13 protein-coding genes and 4 pseudogenes are annotated in these 16,047 nt (G+C 23.8%); 8 read left to right on the top strand and 9 right to left on the bottom strand.

Going from position 1 to position 16,047, the window contains the following annotated elements; genetic code table 4:
- Window positions 1–4: 4 nt before the first annotated feature.
- Window positions 5–130 (bottom strand): annotated as a pseudogene (locus AAHH39_RS13365) (IS30 family transposase); the annotation flags it as partial.
- Here AAHH39_RS13365 and AAHH39_RS06620 point away from each other — a divergent pair.
- Both AAHH39_RS06620 and AAHH39_RS06615 read left to right on the top strand, forming a co-directional pair.
- Window positions 124–636, top strand: a pseudogene (locus AAHH39_RS06620) (IS5 family transposase); the annotation flags it as partial. The pseudogenes AAHH39_RS13365 and AAHH39_RS06620 sit on opposite strands and share 7 nt — an antisense overlap.
- Window positions 637–1,121: 485 nt before the next feature.
- A complete protein-coding gene (locus AAHH39_RS06615) occupies window positions 1,122–1,292 on the top strand; it encodes a hypothetical protein (protein WP_342217455.1) in 171 nt (56 codons plus the stop codon).
- Window positions 1,293–1,315: 23 nt separating this feature from the next.
- Here AAHH39_RS06615 and AAHH39_RS06610 read toward each other — a convergent pair whose 3' ends face one another.
- On the bottom strand, window positions 1,316–1,510 hold the full coding sequence (locus tag AAHH39_RS06610; protein ID WP_342217454.1) for a hypothetical protein: 195 nt from the start codon (window positions 1,508–1,510) through the stop codon (window positions 1,316–1,318).
- Window positions 1,511–2,939: 1,429 nt separating this feature from the next.
- Between AAHH39_RS06610 and AAHH39_RS06605 the strand changes: the two genes are divergently transcribed.
- From AAHH39_RS06605 to AAHH39_RS06585, 5 genes and pseudogenes are all read left to right on the top strand, one after another.
- Window positions 2,940–7,289: a PolC-type DNA polymerase III gene (locus AAHH39_RS06605; protein WP_342217453.1), complete on the top strand. Its 4,350-nt coding sequence runs from the start codon at window positions 2,940–2,942 to the stop codon at window positions 7,287–7,289.
- Window positions 7,290–7,322: 33 nt separating this feature from the next.
- Window positions 7,323–8,150 (top strand): Pr6Pr family membrane protein, encoded by an 828-nt coding sequence (locus AAHH39_RS06600; RefSeq protein WP_342217452.1) that lies wholly within the window; start codon window positions 7,323–7,325, stop codon window positions 8,148–8,150.
- Between the two features lie 10 nt (window positions 8,151–8,160).
- Window positions 8,161–8,709 carry a class II fructose-bisphosphate aldolase gene (locus AAHH39_RS06595; RefSeq protein WP_342219290.1) on the top strand — a complete coding sequence of 183 codons (549 nt, stop codon included), beginning with the start codon at window positions 8,161–8,163 and terminating at the stop codon, window positions 8,707–8,709.
- A gap of 15 nt (window positions 8,710–8,724) precedes the next feature.
- Window positions 8,725–9,171 (top strand): class II fructose-bisphosphate aldolase, encoded by a 447-nt coding sequence (locus tag AAHH39_RS06590; protein WP_342219289.1) that lies wholly within the window; start codon window positions 8,725–8,727, stop codon window positions 9,169–9,171.
- A 174-nt stretch (window positions 9,172–9,345) separates the two neighbouring features.
- Window positions 9,346–10,185: pseudogene (locus AAHH39_RS06585) on the top strand (IS30 family transposase); the annotation flags it as partial.
- A gap of 294 nt (window positions 10,186–10,479) precedes the next feature.
- On the opposite strand, the gene AAHH39_RS06580 reads toward AAHH39_RS06585, so the two are convergent.
- Window positions 10,480–11,406, bottom strand: coding sequence for a transposase-like zinc-binding domain-containing protein (locus AAHH39_RS06580; protein ID WP_342219288.1), 927 nt, complete (start codon window positions 11,404–11,406; stop codon window positions 10,480–10,482).
- Between the two features lie 81 nt (window positions 11,407–11,487).
- Between AAHH39_RS06580 and AAHH39_RS13360 the strand changes: the two are divergent.
- Window positions 11,488–11,610, top strand: a pseudogene (locus AAHH39_RS13360) (IS30 family transposase); the annotation flags it as partial.
- 119 nt (window positions 11,611–11,729) lie between these two features.
- On the opposite strand, the gene AAHH39_RS06575 reads toward AAHH39_RS13360, so the two are convergent.
- The 6 genes from AAHH39_RS06575 to AAHH39_RS06550 form a co-directional block, all read right to left on the bottom strand.
- A complete protein-coding gene (locus AAHH39_RS06575; RefSeq protein WP_342219287.1) occupies window positions 11,730–12,851 on the bottom strand; it encodes a site-2 protease family protein in 1,122 nt (373 codons plus the stop codon).
- A 24-nt stretch (window positions 12,852–12,875) separates the two neighbouring features.
- Window positions 12,876–13,781: a phosphatidate cytidylyltransferase gene (locus tag AAHH39_RS06570; RefSeq protein ID WP_342219286.1), complete on the bottom strand. Its 906-nt coding sequence runs from the start codon at window positions 13,779–13,781 to the stop codon at window positions 12,876–12,878.
- Window positions 13,782–13,923: 142 nt separating this feature from the next.
- On the bottom strand, window positions 13,924–14,466 hold the full coding sequence (locus AAHH39_RS06565; protein WP_342219285.1) for a ribosome-recycling factor: 543 nt from the start codon (window positions 14,464–14,466) through the stop codon (window positions 13,924–13,926).
- Window positions 14,467–14,602: 136 nt separating this feature from the next.
- On the bottom strand, window positions 14,603–14,851 hold the full coding sequence (locus AAHH39_RS06560; RefSeq protein ID WP_252319735.1) for a hypothetical protein: 249 nt from the start codon (window positions 14,849–14,851) through the stop codon (window positions 14,603–14,605).
- A gap of 587 nt (window positions 14,852–15,438) precedes the next feature.
- Window positions 15,439–15,579 carry a hypothetical protein gene (locus AAHH39_RS06555; RefSeq protein ID WP_342219284.1) on the bottom strand — a complete coding sequence of 47 codons (141 nt, stop codon included), beginning with the start codon at window positions 15,577–15,579 and terminating at the stop codon, window positions 15,439–15,441.
- Window positions 15,527–15,958, bottom strand: coding sequence for a hypothetical protein (locus tag AAHH39_RS06550; protein ID WP_342219283.1), 432 nt, complete (start codon window positions 15,956–15,958; stop codon window positions 15,527–15,529). Before AAHH39_RS06550 ends, AAHH39_RS06555 begins: the two co-directional genes overlap by 53 nt.
- Window positions 15,959–16,047: the final 89 nt, after the last annotated feature.

The following is a 16,047-nucleotide window of genomic DNA, read 5'->3' as shown; positions in this document are numbered from 1 at the left end:
ATTTTTAGATAATTTTTACACTAAATAATGTTACTTTTAACAAATTTTTAATTAAAAATAATATTTTAAGTGTAAATTGATGAATAATTTTTGGTCATCCATACTTTTCTACATAATTAAAAAAAAGTTCGTATCAATAATAATCGCAAAGAACAAACTAGTTTTTGTATAATTGATTCGCAAAGTGTTAAAAATACAGATACTACTGAAAATAAAGGTTATGATGCTGGTAAAAAGATTTCAGGCATAAAACGTCATATTGTTGTTGATTCTCAAGGTTTACCACATGCAATTTACATAACCACAGCAGAAAAAACAGATCGTAATAGCGCTATAATAATGATTGAAAATGAAAAAGAAAATCTTTCTGCAGTTCAAAAAATAATAGTAGATGCTGGTTATACTGGTGAAAAATTTGCTTCTGAAATCAAAACAATCATAAATGCAAATGTTGAAGTGATAAAACGTAATGAATTACATACTTTTGTAGTATTACCAAAAAGATGAATTGTAGAACGAAGCTTTGCTTGATTAGAAAAATACAGAAGATTATGAAAAAATTGTGAAAGAAAACTAAATACTAGTTTACAAATGGTTGTTCTTTCATTTATTTCAGTTTTATTAAAAAGATTCTAAACAGGTTCTAAAACAATTTGTTCATAAATAACATCTAATGCTTTAATTTTATCCATTACTTTATTACAATCTGCTAATTCATTTGCTTTATTTCGCATAATTGCTATTGGAATATAATTAATATTTAGTATTTGTTCTTGTTCTAAATTAGGATTATTACTATATGTTCTGAAATCTAATGGAAATTTTTTTTATTATCACTAATACTATAAATTGTACGATTAATAGTTACTTGTTTATTATTTAATGTATAAACTTCAAATAATCTTACAGTTTGTGCATTTTGTTCATAATTATCATAAAAAATAGTACATTGAATTAATTTACCAGTAATATCATAAACTCTTTGTTGTATGTCAACTACTTGAAAATATAAATTATCATTTGCAATATAAATTAAATAACCACTAATTCCTAATTTACTTAATTTAAAAATAGAATTTCAATTTTTTCTATAAAATTCTTGTTGAATTAAATATTGTTTAATGGTTTCATTATTAATTTCTAATGGAGCATTATATAAATTAGCATTATTTTCTTTTAATTTTGTAGAAAAGTATGGATGACCAAAAATTATTCATCAATTTACACTTAAAATATTATTTTTAATTAAAAATTTGTTAAAAGTAACATTATTTAGTTTAAAAATTCTCTAAAAATAACACTTTATCATGTATCATTACTTTTCTACAAAATTAAAGTTATTTTCTGCTACAAAATCAGTAAAATAAGTTTCATGGTTAAAATCATTAAAACCAAAATAATTTAAAATAGAAGCATGTGTACTTTTATTTTTATTAGTTAAAAATTTTAATTTTTCACTTTGATTATCATTAATATTATTTTTTTCTTTTCTTTTAAATAAACTTAGCATAATATTCACCACCTTTCTTTAAAATATTTGATTAATTTTTAATATAATTTTTACAATAATGAATATAATTAAACATGCTGTTGCAGATGATAATATAACTCCAATTAAACCTAAAATAATTTTTATAATTTTAAAAAACATAATATTAGTCGTGTAATTCTTGTAATTTTCATACATTACCTTTTAAATTACCTTTTTCACTATAAATAGTAATCAATTTAGCATGTTGAACTGATAAAATTACTATATTAACACTATCATTAAAGGTTTGTATTGGTACACCAGCAATTTTGTTATCCGTTATAATAAATTCTTGAATAGTATAAACTGGATTATATATACTTCAAAAATAATAAACTCTATAATGTTTATTAACTATAAAATCATAAGTAATTTGTCAATTATCTCATTTATTTTTTTCTCTTGTTCCTACTTCTTTTCAATTTGAACCACTTGGACTTGGTTGTGGTTGTTTTTCTAATATTTCATTAATTGCTTGTAATAATTTTTTATTTTGAGTTTTTAATATTTTATATTCATTATTTTCTAATAAATCCTTACAAAGTAATGAATTTTCTTCATCATTTAATAAAATTTCATTTGTTTCAATATTATATTTAAAATAATCATTTGAAAATTTTTTGTCTTTTATTTTTTCTTTTAACTCATTAATAGCACCAACAACTGTTTTATTAGTAGTTTCTAAACTAGGAATTTCTTGACTTACAGCATTTATTTGAAATGCAATAGGAAATTGTGATTTTGTATCTTCTAATTTTTTATCAACTTCTGGTTTTGTATAATAATTAGTTGGGTCTAATCCACCACCATTTACAACAGAACAAATAAAAAATTTCAGTTATAATAAGTTTTCGATACTAGAAAAAGGAATAAGAAAAGCATTAAAAACAATTAATAATCAATTAACAATAGAATATGATTTTTATGAATTTAAATTTCAAATTGAATCATTAACTCCAAAACAATTAGAATGATTTACTTCTAATCAAAAGGCAGCATTTACCAAAGAACAAATACAAGTTTTTACAAAAGAACAAAAAAAGCTTTTAATAAACCATTTATACAAACAAGAAATCAACAATTAAATTCAAATTTTAATGTGAATAATATAAATGCTATTTTTGAAACCGAACCATTACCCAAAACAAATAATCCAATAATACCTTCATGATAAAAAGTAATGCCTAAATATTAGGCATTACTTTTTATTGCAATTAAATTATTTTGTTTTTATTTTTTTATAACTAAAATTTCATACTTTTTTTATATAAGAATAAGAATAAGAATTTTAATTAAGTTATAATTAAAATATGAAATTTGATTAAACATTAGAATAATGATTTAATATATTTTAATTAAAATATAGTTATTATTGTTAATTATTTAGTATTAAGAGAGGGAAAAATATATGAACCAAGATTTGCAAAAACTTTTCCATGAAATGGATTTTAATGATGTTAATAATGAATTTAATCATGCTACTATTAAAAAAGTACAATATTTTCATCATAATCAACAAGTAATAATTACCATCAACTTACCTAATTTTCTAACTACTACTACTTTAAAAAGTTTTGAACAACATTTTGAAAAATTACCTGTTTCGAATATTAGTGTCGATTTTAATGTTTCCCTTACTGCTGATGAATCAACTGTATTAACATATTTTCATTATATTAAAACTCATAAATTGCAACTATTAGCTGGCATTTATTATTCTTTACCCGACTCAGCAATTAATTATAAAAATAATATTATTACCATTACTATTCATAATAGTATTGAAGAAAAATTAATAACTAATGAATTTTTACAATTTATTAATTACTTTCAACAATATGGTTTTAAAAAAATTCAATTAAAAACTAAAATAAATAAAGCAGAGCAACCATTTATTAGTTATGAAAATGAATCTAAAACAGAAATTAGCAAAATTACCAACAATTTAAAAACTAAAATTACTAACAATAATGTAAGTAAAAACTTTAGTACCACTACTTATCGCAAAAAAGCAAAAGTTAATTTAGAAATAACAGACCCAACTCATAGCATTAAAGATATCATTGGCGACGAACCCAATATTATTATTAGTGGTAAAGTTTTTAAAATTAATAAATTTTTAACCAAAACTCAAAAATGATTTTATTCATTTTGAATTACTGATTATAGTGATGCAATTACTTGCAAAGCATTTATTAATAGCGATCAACCAGATGAGAAATTTGATAATATTAAAGTTGATGATTGAATAAAAATTAATGCTAATAGTCGTTATGATAATTATAGTAAAGAACAAGTACTATGAATTGATGATTTAATTATTGATTTAAATAATAAAAATGCTAACAATAATGATGATGCTAAAACTAAAAGAATTGAATTTCATACTCATACTAAAATGAGTGCTATGGATGGTATTACTTCAGCAAGTGATTATATCAATCAAGTAGCTAAATGAGGACACCAAGCAATTGGTTTTACTGATCACTTAAATGTACAAGCATACCCAGATATTGCTAATGCCGCTAAAAAACATCCAAACTTAAAAGTAATGTATGGTGTTGAAATGGATTTAATCCCCAATAATATTAGTATTACTAAAAATAATATTAATACATCATTATTAGATTTAGAATACATTGTTCTTGACTTAGAAACAACTGGTTTATCAACCAATTACCACGAAATTATTGAATTTGGTTATACAATTGTTAAAGACAATATGATTTTAAAACAAGATACAATTTTAATTAAACCAAATAATCCCGTACCTGAACATATTACTGAACTTACTAGTATTACCAATGTTATGCTAAAAGATAAACAAACATTACAACAAATATTGCCAACAATTATTGAAATAATTGGCAATAAAACAATAGTTGCTCATAATGCTAACTTTGACTTTGGTTTTTTACAAGCAGCAATGAAACAATTGGGTTTCATGCCTTTAAATAATCCTGTCATTGATACTTTGCAATTATCTAGAGCAATTCTACCACAACTAAAATATTATCGATTAGGTACTATTTGTCGTACTTATGGCATTAAATATGATGATGAAATTGCCCACCGTGCTGATTATGATGCTAATGTATTAGCACAAGTATTTTTAAAAATGTTACAACAATTAAAAACAGAATTTAATTGTATTAATTTACAAGAAATTAATAACTTAATTAATGAACAAATTAATTATAAACTTCGTGGTGAACATATTACTATTTTTGCAAAAAATCAATTAGGTTTAAAAGATTTATATCAATTAGTTTCACTATCTCATACAAAGTATTTTTATAAAACACCAAAAATCATATCAGAAGCAATTAATGAAAATAGAAAAGAATTATTAATTGGTAGTAGTTGTATAAATGGTGCTGTTTTTGAAACAGCATTAAATAAAAGTGAAGAAGAACTAATTAAAATAATGAAATGATTTGATTTTATTGAAATCCAACCACCTTCTGTTTATAAACACTTAATACAGTTAGGAAATATTACTAAAGAACAATTACATGATACTATTAAAAAAATTATTAATAATGCTCTTAAATTAAATAAATTAGTAATTGCTACTAGCGATGCCCACTATTTACATCCCCATGAAAAAATGTATCGTGATGTTATTATTAATAGCAAAGCAATTGGCGGTTTGTTACACCCATTATTTGATCGTAAAGGTAAAGTTACATCATATCCCGATCAACATTTAAGAACTACTAATCAAATGTTAACAGAATTTAACTTTTTAGATGACCCTAATTTAATTAATGATATTGTTATTAATAATCCTTTGCAATTAGCTAAACAATTTGAAATGATTAAACCAATTAAAGATGGATTATTTACACCAAGTATTGTTAATGTTGATACTAAATTACGTAATCTTTGTTATGAACAAGCATGAAATCGTTACGGTAATCCATTACCAACATATGTAGAAAAACGTTTAACTCGTGAATTAGATGCAATTATTACTCATGGTTTTGCTGTTGTTTATTGAATTGCACACAAATTAGTAGAAAAATCTTTACAAGATGGTTATCTTGTTGGTAGTCGTGGCTCAGTTGGTTCATCTTTAGTAGCTACTTTTGCTAATATTACTGAGGTTAACCCACTACAACCACACTATTTATGTCCACAATGTAAAACTAGTGAATTTATTAGTAATGGTTCTTATAAATGTGGTTATGATTTACCAAAAAAAATGTGTTCACAATGCAATATTGATTTAATTACTGATGGTCATGATATTCCTTTTGAAACATTCTTAGGATTTGATGGTGATAAAACACCTGATATTGATTTAAACTTTTCTGGTGAATATCAAAATAAAGCTCATGATTTTACTAAAGAAATGTTTGGTGAAGAAAATGTTTTTCGTGCTGGAACAATTTCAACAATTGCCAATAAAACAGCTTATGGTTATGTTAAAGCTTATGCAGAAAAAATTGGTCAATCAGATATGCGTGCAGCAAAACTAGAGTTACTAAGTCAAGGATGTGTTGGTATTAAAAGAACAACCGGTCAACATCCTGGTGGTATTATTGTTGTACCAAAAGAATATAATATTAACGATTTTACACCAATTAATTTTCCAGCTGATGATACTAGTTCTACATGAAAAACTACCCACTTTGATTTTAATGCTATTCATGATAATTTATTAAAATTAGATATTCTAGGTCACGTTGATCCAACAGCATTAAAAATGTTAGAAAATTTAACTGGTATTGATCCAAAAACTATTCCTAATCAAGATGAAAAAGTTTTATCATTATTTTCTAATTTAAGTGCCTTAAATATTACTAGTGATGATTTACTTGGCGAAAAAACAGGAGCAATTGGTATCCCTGAATTTGGTACTGGTTTTGTTCGTAAAATGTTAAGTGATACATTACCTACTTCATTTTCTGAATTAGTACAAATATCTGGTTTATCACATGGTACTGATGTTTGATTAAATAATGCTGATGAATTAATTTCACAACAAGGTTTAAAACTAAAAGATGTAATTGGTTGTCGTGATGATATTATGACTTATTTAGTATATCAAGGCTTACCAGCAAAAATTGCCTTTAACATTATGGAATATGTCCGTAAAGGAAAAGGCATTAAACAAGAATATGAAAAGTTAATGCAAGAAAAGAAAGTTCCTAATTGATACATTCAATCTTGCAAAAAAATTAAATATATGTTTCCTAAAGCACACGCTACTGCTTATGTATTAATGGCATGAAGAGTAGCTTGATTTAAAGTTTATTATCCACATGAATATTATGCTACTTATTTTACAACAAGATGTGAAATTTTTGATATTAAAACTATGTTACAAGGTATTGGTGCTATTACTAATAAATTAAAAGATATTAATAACAGATTAAGAAAAAATGATGGTCAAAAAAATACAGTTACTACTAAAGAAAAAGATTTAATCCCATTATTAGAAGTAGCATTAGAAATGAATGCTAGAAATATTAAATTTAGCAATATTAGTTTAGAACATTCTGATGCTAAACTTTTTCAAGTTAAAATAATAAAAGGTGAAAAACAAATTTTACCACCTTTTATTACTTTAGATGGATTGGGTGAAATTGTGGCTAATTCAATTGTTAAAGCAAGGAGTGAACAATCAATTACTTCAAAAAATGATTTACAACTACGAACTAATATTACTAAAACTAATTATCAACTATTAAATGAGTTAGGAGTATTAGAACATTTAGAAGAAAATACACAATTAATGTTAGAATTATAATACAAAGAAAAAAAGAAAAGATGTGGGATTATTATGTATAAATTAAGTAACAAAGCCAACTTTTATATACGTTTATCTGCATTAATAATGATAATTTTATTTTTAATTATTGATTTAATTAGTGCAATATATTATCCAATGGCAAAATTTAAACCTTTAGGTTATGGTGAACGAGCAAGCAACTATTACGCTTTTTTTACGACTGAAAGTAACTATATGGTTGTTATTTACTTTTGCGTTTATTTATTTGACTCTTATTTTCGTGGTACTAAACCAAGTTTTCAAACTCGATTGGCAGTAACTGTTTATATCACTATTACGATGTTAGTATTTTGAATAGGAATTTTTACTGCTGAACAAGATCCAAAACAATACAGTGCTTATAATTGAATTGCAACATTAATTTTACACTTATTAATGCCAATAATTATGATTACTAGCTTTATTGTTACGTCAGGTCATCAATATATTAATATGAAACAACAACATAAAATATATTTATGATTAATTGTTATTTATCCAGCAATTTATTGTATTGTTATTCTAATTAGAGGTCATTTACGTTATTTAGATTATCAAGATACTATCAGTAAAGGCTTAGTCCCTCATCCACCAAGAGATACATGATATCCATATTTTTTCTTTGATTATTCAAATGGCGAATATGGATGATTAATCGCTGCTAGCGCTGTTGTTTTTGTTTTTGGTTTAGTTTTCAGTTTACAATATTTTTATATTTGAATTAATAACTTAATGTTCAAACGTTATCAAACTTCTGAACATCGTTTATATGATTTTTATCAAAAAATATTACGTCAACTTAATAAAAAAAAGAAAAGCAAAATTAAAAAGAAAAGTTAGGTGATTGTAATTGAAAATTAACTTGAAAACAATGTTAAAACATGCACAAATTAACAAATACGCAATCCCAAGTTTTAACTTTGATAATTTAGAAATGTTAATTGCAATTACTAATGCAGCCGAAAAACAAAAAGCACCAATATGTTTAATGATAACACCTAACACTATTAATTGTATTGATTTAAAATATGTACTTGCTATTACTAACAATGTTATTAATCGTGCAAAAGTACCAATTTTTTTACAACTAGACCACTGTCTTGATCCACACTTTATTAAAACTAAAATTACATCTGATTTTAGTTCAGTTATGTTAAATTACAGTAACTATCCAATTAAAGAAAATATTGAAAAAACTAAAGATATTGTTCATTTTGCTGCTCCTTTGGGTATTGTTGTTGAATCAGAGATTTTTTACAATAATACAAAAGGAGATATTATTTTTAATTATGTAGAAAAGTATGGATGACCAAAAATTATTCATCAATTTACACTTAAAATATTATTTTTAATTAAAAATTTGTTAAAAATAACATTATTTATTGTAAAAATTCTCTAAAAATAACACTTTATCATGTATCATTACTTTTCTACAAAATTAAAGGATATTACTAATGATATTAATTTAATTGAACAAGCAATACTATTTAGAAATAAAACTAATATTAATGGTCTTGTATTTACTGCTATCAATAGTCATCATCAAGATAATAAACAAGATTTAAAAATTTCTCTAATTAAAGAAATTGCTATTAAAATGCCTGAAATTTTTTTAGTATTACATGATAATGTTACTATTAATAATGAACAATTAACTCTAGCAATTAAAGCTGGTATTACTAAAGTTAATATTAGCAGTGATTTAAGAAAGATTTATGTTGAAAGTCTAAAAAAAAGTTTGCAAACTAACTCTAATTTATCTAATATTAATACTTTAAGAGAAAATGCAATGATAGCTATTCAGAAATTTGTTGAAGAAAAAATAATTCTCTTAGGAGCAAATAATCGATATAAATTTTAGTTTTTATACTTATAGATTTTATTTCAAAATAAAATAAAAAGTAAACAATATTGCTTACTTAAAATAGTTACTATTTTATTTTTTTAAAACCTGAATTGTAAAATTAAAAAGGACACTTATATAAAAATTAAATTATGTTAATTCTATAATTAAGAAAAGAAAGGAATTAGCACAATGTATAAGTATCTGACTATTGAATCAATAATAGCAATAAAAGAATATAAAAGTTATGGATTTTCGATTCGTAAAATAGCAAAAGCCATTGATTATAGTAAATCAACTGTACATAGAGTTTGTAGATTATTAAATCAAAACTTATTGCCATTAGAAATATTGAATAAAATTCAAAAAAATAAACAAAATGCAGGTAGAAAATTAATAATTTTAACTTTAATAGAAATTAATACTATTAATCATTTGTTAATTACTAAAAATTATGCTCTTGATATAATTGCTAATTTTTTAAAGGAAAATAAAATAAAAAGTATTTCAACAAAAACTTTATATAACATGTTTAAAACAAATCGAATGGGTTTTGATGAAAATAACTTATTGAGAAAAGGAAAAAATAAACCTCACAAACAAAAAGAAACTAGGGGCAGAATTAATAATTGTAAGTCTATTCATGAAAGAAATTTAATCATTTCTAATATTAAAAATATAGAAGAATTTGGTCATTTAGAGGGTGATACTATCATTGGTAAAGATCATAAAAGTTCTATTATTACTTTAGCTGATATATGATCAAAAACCACAATTCCTTTAGCAACTAAAAATAATAAATCAGAAAATATTACAAAAAGTATAATAAAATTTATTTCAAAGTTACAAAAAGGAACAGTTAAAACTATTACTTTTGATCGTGGTAAAGAATTTAGTAAATGAAAATTAATCGAAAAAAATTGTAATGTTAAGATTTATTTTGCAGATCCTGGTAAACCTTGTCAAAGAGGTTTAAATGAAAATAATAATGGTATTTTAAGAAGATATTTACCAAAATCTACAGATCTATCTTTTAATTTTGTAGAAAAGTAGTGGTAAAATAAAAAAAGTCATCAACTTGACTTAAAATTTGATTTTATTAAATTTTGGGATTTATTTTTTTTACAAACTGAAATATAACACATTGGATTTTTGATAAGGGGTTAATCCTTTAATTTTGTAGAAAAGTAATGATACATGATAAAGTGTTATTTTTAGAGAATTTTTACACTAAATAATGTTACTTTTAACAAATTTTTAATTAAAAATAATATTTTAAGTGTAAATTGATGAATAATTTTTGGTCATCCATACTTTTCTACATAATTAAAAGGTTAATCCGTAGTGTTGATATTTTCATTTCCATAAATTGAGGTAATTTTGAATATTGGTAAATCCAATGCCATGGTAATGAGTAATAAATTCTTTTAAACTTGATTGTATTTTACTGACATTACTTAATTTTTTATAATTTAATTCTTTATTTTCTTTTGATTTAAACTGCTGGATAGTGGATTTAGTTTGTTTAGCTACTGTATCATATAATACTTGCATATCACAAACTATAATTGAATTTTCTTCGATAAGTTTCGATGTTAAGTTTTCTTGTACTCATTTTTTATTTAATCTTTTAGTATTTGTTGTTTGAGCATAGATATTTCGGTTTTCATCAATTGCCATTTGAATACAACAATTTAAATCTTTAGCATTTTCTTCAATTCATTGTTTTCTTGGATCATTTGGATCTTTAAAGTTTCCTTTATGAATTTCTTTGATAAAAGTTTCGTCAACTTCAATTCTAGCTTTTAATTTTACAAATTGATTTTGTGTTTTTACTAATTGTGTTGATTTCATAAATTTTTGACGATTAAATCAGGCAGTTTTATTTGTAGTATTAATAAATTGAGAAATAATGTAAGCAGATTGACCTAAAGTAGCTATTTGTATCAATAAATCTCATTGATCATGAGATAAATGACTTCAATAAAAATAATGATTTTTAAAAGCATGAAAAGTAATATTACAACTTTTACATTTATATCTTTGCTTATAATCTTTACTACCATATTTAGTACACAAAAAAGAACTACAATCTGGACATTGAATCCCTTTCTCTTTGAATTTTTGTTCGACTGCTTCAAATTTTTCTTTTTTCTCAATTTGTTTAATTCTAGTTTTATTTTCTCTAAAAATCTCAATAAAATCTTTATCAGACAAATTATTTAAAATTTCTTTTACTGTATTTTTATTCATTTAAAATCACCTCTTTAATATTAAAAATACCATATAAAAATATATTTTTGCTAATTTTACTAATACCACTACTTTTCTACAAAATTAAAGGATCTATCTTCATATAAACAAAAAGATTTAAATACTATAGCATTTCAAATTAATTCTACACCCAGAAAATCACTATCTTATAAAAGACCAATAGATTTAATACAATTATTTTAAAAAACTGTCCCATTTATATTTACAATTCAGGAAATATAAATAATTAAGAAAATTGCTCAAAACTTTTTCATTCAAATTTATTATCCTATTTATAATAGGATTTTATTATAAAGTAAAGATTAAAAAAATATATCTTTAATAGTAATAGCAATAAAGATAACTAAAAATAATATAGCTCCAGCAATACTGACAATAATTTTATATTTTTCATTTAATTTTTTTCTTGTTACCGCTTCAACTGCATTTTCAACAAATTTATAACCATCCAATGGCGGAATTGGTAACATATTTAATAAAAATAAATTAGATGATAATAATGCTGCTCAACGAAAATATGTACTTGCTGCTTGTGTTGATGATAAATCAGGATTTAAAAAACTATTAGTTGATTTAACAATACCAACAGGTCCTGATAAATTTTGTCAATGAAAAGTAACTAATTGTCCTAATGCTTGTAAAAGACTGTAACTATCTTTAAAAGTATCAATGATACCATTACTAATAACTTGCCCTGCATTTAAATAATAACTACCTTGACTAACACCAATGAATAGTACCCCTTTTTGTTCTACAGGTTTAAAAGTAACAGTTTTATCATCTTTATTATCAAAAGTAATTTCATAATCAGCAATAACTGTACCATTAGTAGTCTTTTTATTATATTTACTTAATCATGTTTGTAAATCATAATATGATTTAATTGATTGTTTAGATTCAATATCACCAGTATTATAAATACCAGTAATAGCATCAGTATCTAAAATTGGTAAACTTGGATTATCTTTATTATATTTTTGAACAGCTTCATATAATGGTCCTGTTGTTGCATAGGTTGGTGGCAAGTTAGGATCATATTTATGTGGATAAATTCCATATCCAATCATTAATAAAATAAAAGCTAATAATAAATTCATTAGTGCAGGTGCACTAATGAAAGCTGCTTTTTTACCACGTTGCAAGTTTTCCATCATTCGTTTACTATCAATTACTTCATCTTCTCGTCCCTTAGGAGCATCAGCAATTTCTGAAGCAATAGAAACATAACCACCCAATGGTAATAGTCTTAAAGTATAACGTGTTTCTTTTTTACCTCACTGCAAAAGTTTTGGTCCCATACCAATAGCAAATTCATATACATATGCTCCTGATAATTTAGCAATTACAAAATGAGCAAATTCATGCAAGGTAATTAAAAATAATATTGTAAATAAACCAATTAAAATGGCTAAAAATATATACATAACTTCATCCTTAAATTTTATATATTAAGCAATAGCTGCTAGAGTAATTAGAGAACCAAAAATAACTACTGTTGAAAATGAATCTAAACGATCTAATAATCCTCCATGTCCAAGTAGAATATTTGAAAAATCCTTAACATGATAATTACGTTTCAAATAAGAAAATAATAAATCACCCATTTGACTAGCAATTGAAAGAATAAAACTAGTAGCAAGATAAGCAATATAGATCGGTGCTTTACTATTAACTTCTAAAAAAGGTAATGGATTATAATTACTTGTTTCTAAAAAAACAGTTACTGTTATCATACTTAAAATAACTGCTGTTATTAAACCAGTAATAGCACCTTCTCAAGTTTTATTTGGTGATACACTTGGTGCCATTTTTGTTTTACCATAAATTATACCACCAATAAAAGCACCAACATCATTAGACATAACAATAATGAATAAAAACAATAATGTTGGTCATCCTAGTTTTGAAAGTTTAATTTCTGATAACATTAAAAAATTAACAGCTTTAACAACAAACACTAAATAAATAATTCAAGTAAAAATAAAAATGACATCACTTAATTGAAAATTTTTACTTCGTCAAGCAATTAAAATAAAAATACAAATGAAAAATAATAAAGTTAATAAAGTCATTCAAGTTTCAAATCAATAATGATTATAAATATATGGACCAAAAGTTTCTTTACCAAGCGGAACTCATAAAAGTATGACTCCTGTTAAAATTATAGAAATTTTAAGTACAATTGATCAATTTGATTCTTTTTTTAAATTAATAATTTCTCATAAACAACCAATAAAAATTAAAGTATTAATTATCATAAATGTATAGGCTGATCACTGTGGTTTATTACCAAAAATTGGTTCTAAATAAACTGCCCCAATAAACATTCATAATACACCACAAGCAATTAACATAAAGCTTGTAAGAATACGATTTCGATAGGTTCTAAAAAAATTACTAAGTTTTGCAAAAAAAGAAACTTTAGATTTTATATTTTCTTTATTTATTATCTTTTTTTTCACAATATTTAACCCCTAACTATTTATTGCTTTATTGCTAAATTTTCATTAAATCGGCTTTTTTATTGTTTTCTATTAATACAAGTTCTTTAATTTTACTATCAGTTAAATCTTGAATTGTAGTTTCTGCATGCTTTTCTTGATCTTCTGGTAATTTTATTTTTTTCAGATTTTGAACAGCATCACGTCGACAATTACGGATTTTAACTTTATATTCTTCAGTTTTTTTACTCAAATCTTTAACTAAAGATTTACGAACGTCTTCTGTTAATTGTGGGAAAATTAAACGTATATTCTCTGCTTCGCTTTTAATTTGTAATTTCAAATCAGCTTTTGTAACAGCTTCTGTAATGTCTTTAATTAAACTACGATCATATGGTTTAATTAATAATTGATGTGCTTCTGCTACTTTAACTTGGGCAATATTACTTAAACTATCAACACCACCATAACATCTAACATTAATTCCTTCTAAGATATTAGGATTAGCTCTTCCGGTGCGAATTTTGTTAATTTCATTTTTATAACGTAAAATTATTTCATTCATCAGATTTGTGGCTTCTAAAATAATAAGTTCCATATTTGTTTTCCTCCTAGTTAATAATTTTAAGTTGTTTTTAAATCAAACTATAAAAATTATATAATAATTTTTATTAAAACCAATGGAAAACTATTTAAAAAAATAAAAAACATCATTAATTAATGATGTTTTTTTATTAATATCTTTGGATTTTATTTTCATCATTGTTCAAATCAACTAATATAAAAATACCACCAATAATACCTAATGCAGCACCAAAGATAATTCCTAATATTGCTAAAGCAATTTTTTGATCAGTAGTCGCTTCACCTTTACTTACTTTTTTGTATAAAATAAAACCGGGTATTGTTCATAATAAAGGAATTATAAATATTGATTCTAAAATAAAAACAATAAATATTAATATACTTCCTGCTTTTAACATATTTTTTTCTCCTTCTTTAATTTTTATAATTAATAATATCACTTAATAAAATTGAAAGATACAATTGTGTCTTCATTTAAAGTTTAGTTTTTTAACTTATCAATGTTATCACTTTAATTACTATTGATTTCAAATGTCTAATTATTAATAATTTTCATTTATATTAATAGTAACAAAAAAATATGATAATTAACAATAACTGTCATTATATTTTTTAAAATATTTAATGATTTAAACAGTTGGTGGTATACCACAATCTATTCTAGGTAAAAGATGAACATCACCAAAATATATTGCTAAATAAACTTTTAAATTTCTAAAATTTCCTGTTACTAATGGACCATCATCAAATCTAGCATGGAACTGGGTACTAACATTTGTATTCAATATTTGAACTAGAGAATCAAATTGTTTTTGTTTACTTTCTGAATTTATTACTAATTTAAAATCAGCAACAGACTCACCTTGTTTAAATCCTTGCGCAGCAGTTAATTTTAAACCATTTTTATCACTAATAAGTTCAGTAATAACTATCTTTGAAATGTTTAATCCATCATTTTTAGCAGTATTGATAGTATAAGATTTTACTAACTATCATCATCTTTGCTTATAATATCAATTTGACAAGTACCAACAAGAACTTTAAAATCAGTTCCTGTATTATTTTCTTCAGTTTTACCTGCTTCAGTACTTGTAACTTTTGCAGATAAGGTAGTAATTTTTAACATCATCAGGTGAATATTCTTCATTTTCACTACCACTTGTAATTCCTAATTCTTTCAAAAATGCTGCAGCATCAGCATCTTTTGCTTGATTTGGATTTCTAATTTCGTTTGCGTTTAATAAACTGTTTTTAAAATTAGTCATCATAATTTTTGTGTCATCAGCCTCAATTGAATACTTTTCTTTACCAGTAGTTTCATCCTTCTTTAATTCTTGATTAATTAAACTTGTATTTTCGTCACTATATCAGCCTAATAATTTTGCATATTTACCATTTAATATTGGTGCTTTTGTTTCAAAATCACAGGCAACAATTGAACTTGCTACAGTTGTAATTAAAGCAGTAGCAGCCATTAATCGTAATAATGTTTTTATATTTTTCATATAATGTTTTCTCCCCTTTTAGATAATTTTCTAAAAAATATAAATTATTTTCTGCTATTTATTATATATTCTTCTTAAATTGAAATTAT

This window comes from Spiroplasma endosymbiont of Amphimallon solstitiale, assembly GCF_964030965.1.
GTDB lineage: Bacteria > Bacillota_I > Bacilli_A > Mycoplasmatales > VBWQ01 > Spiroplasma_E.
This window is presented reverse-complemented; position numbering and strand designations above follow the sequence as displayed.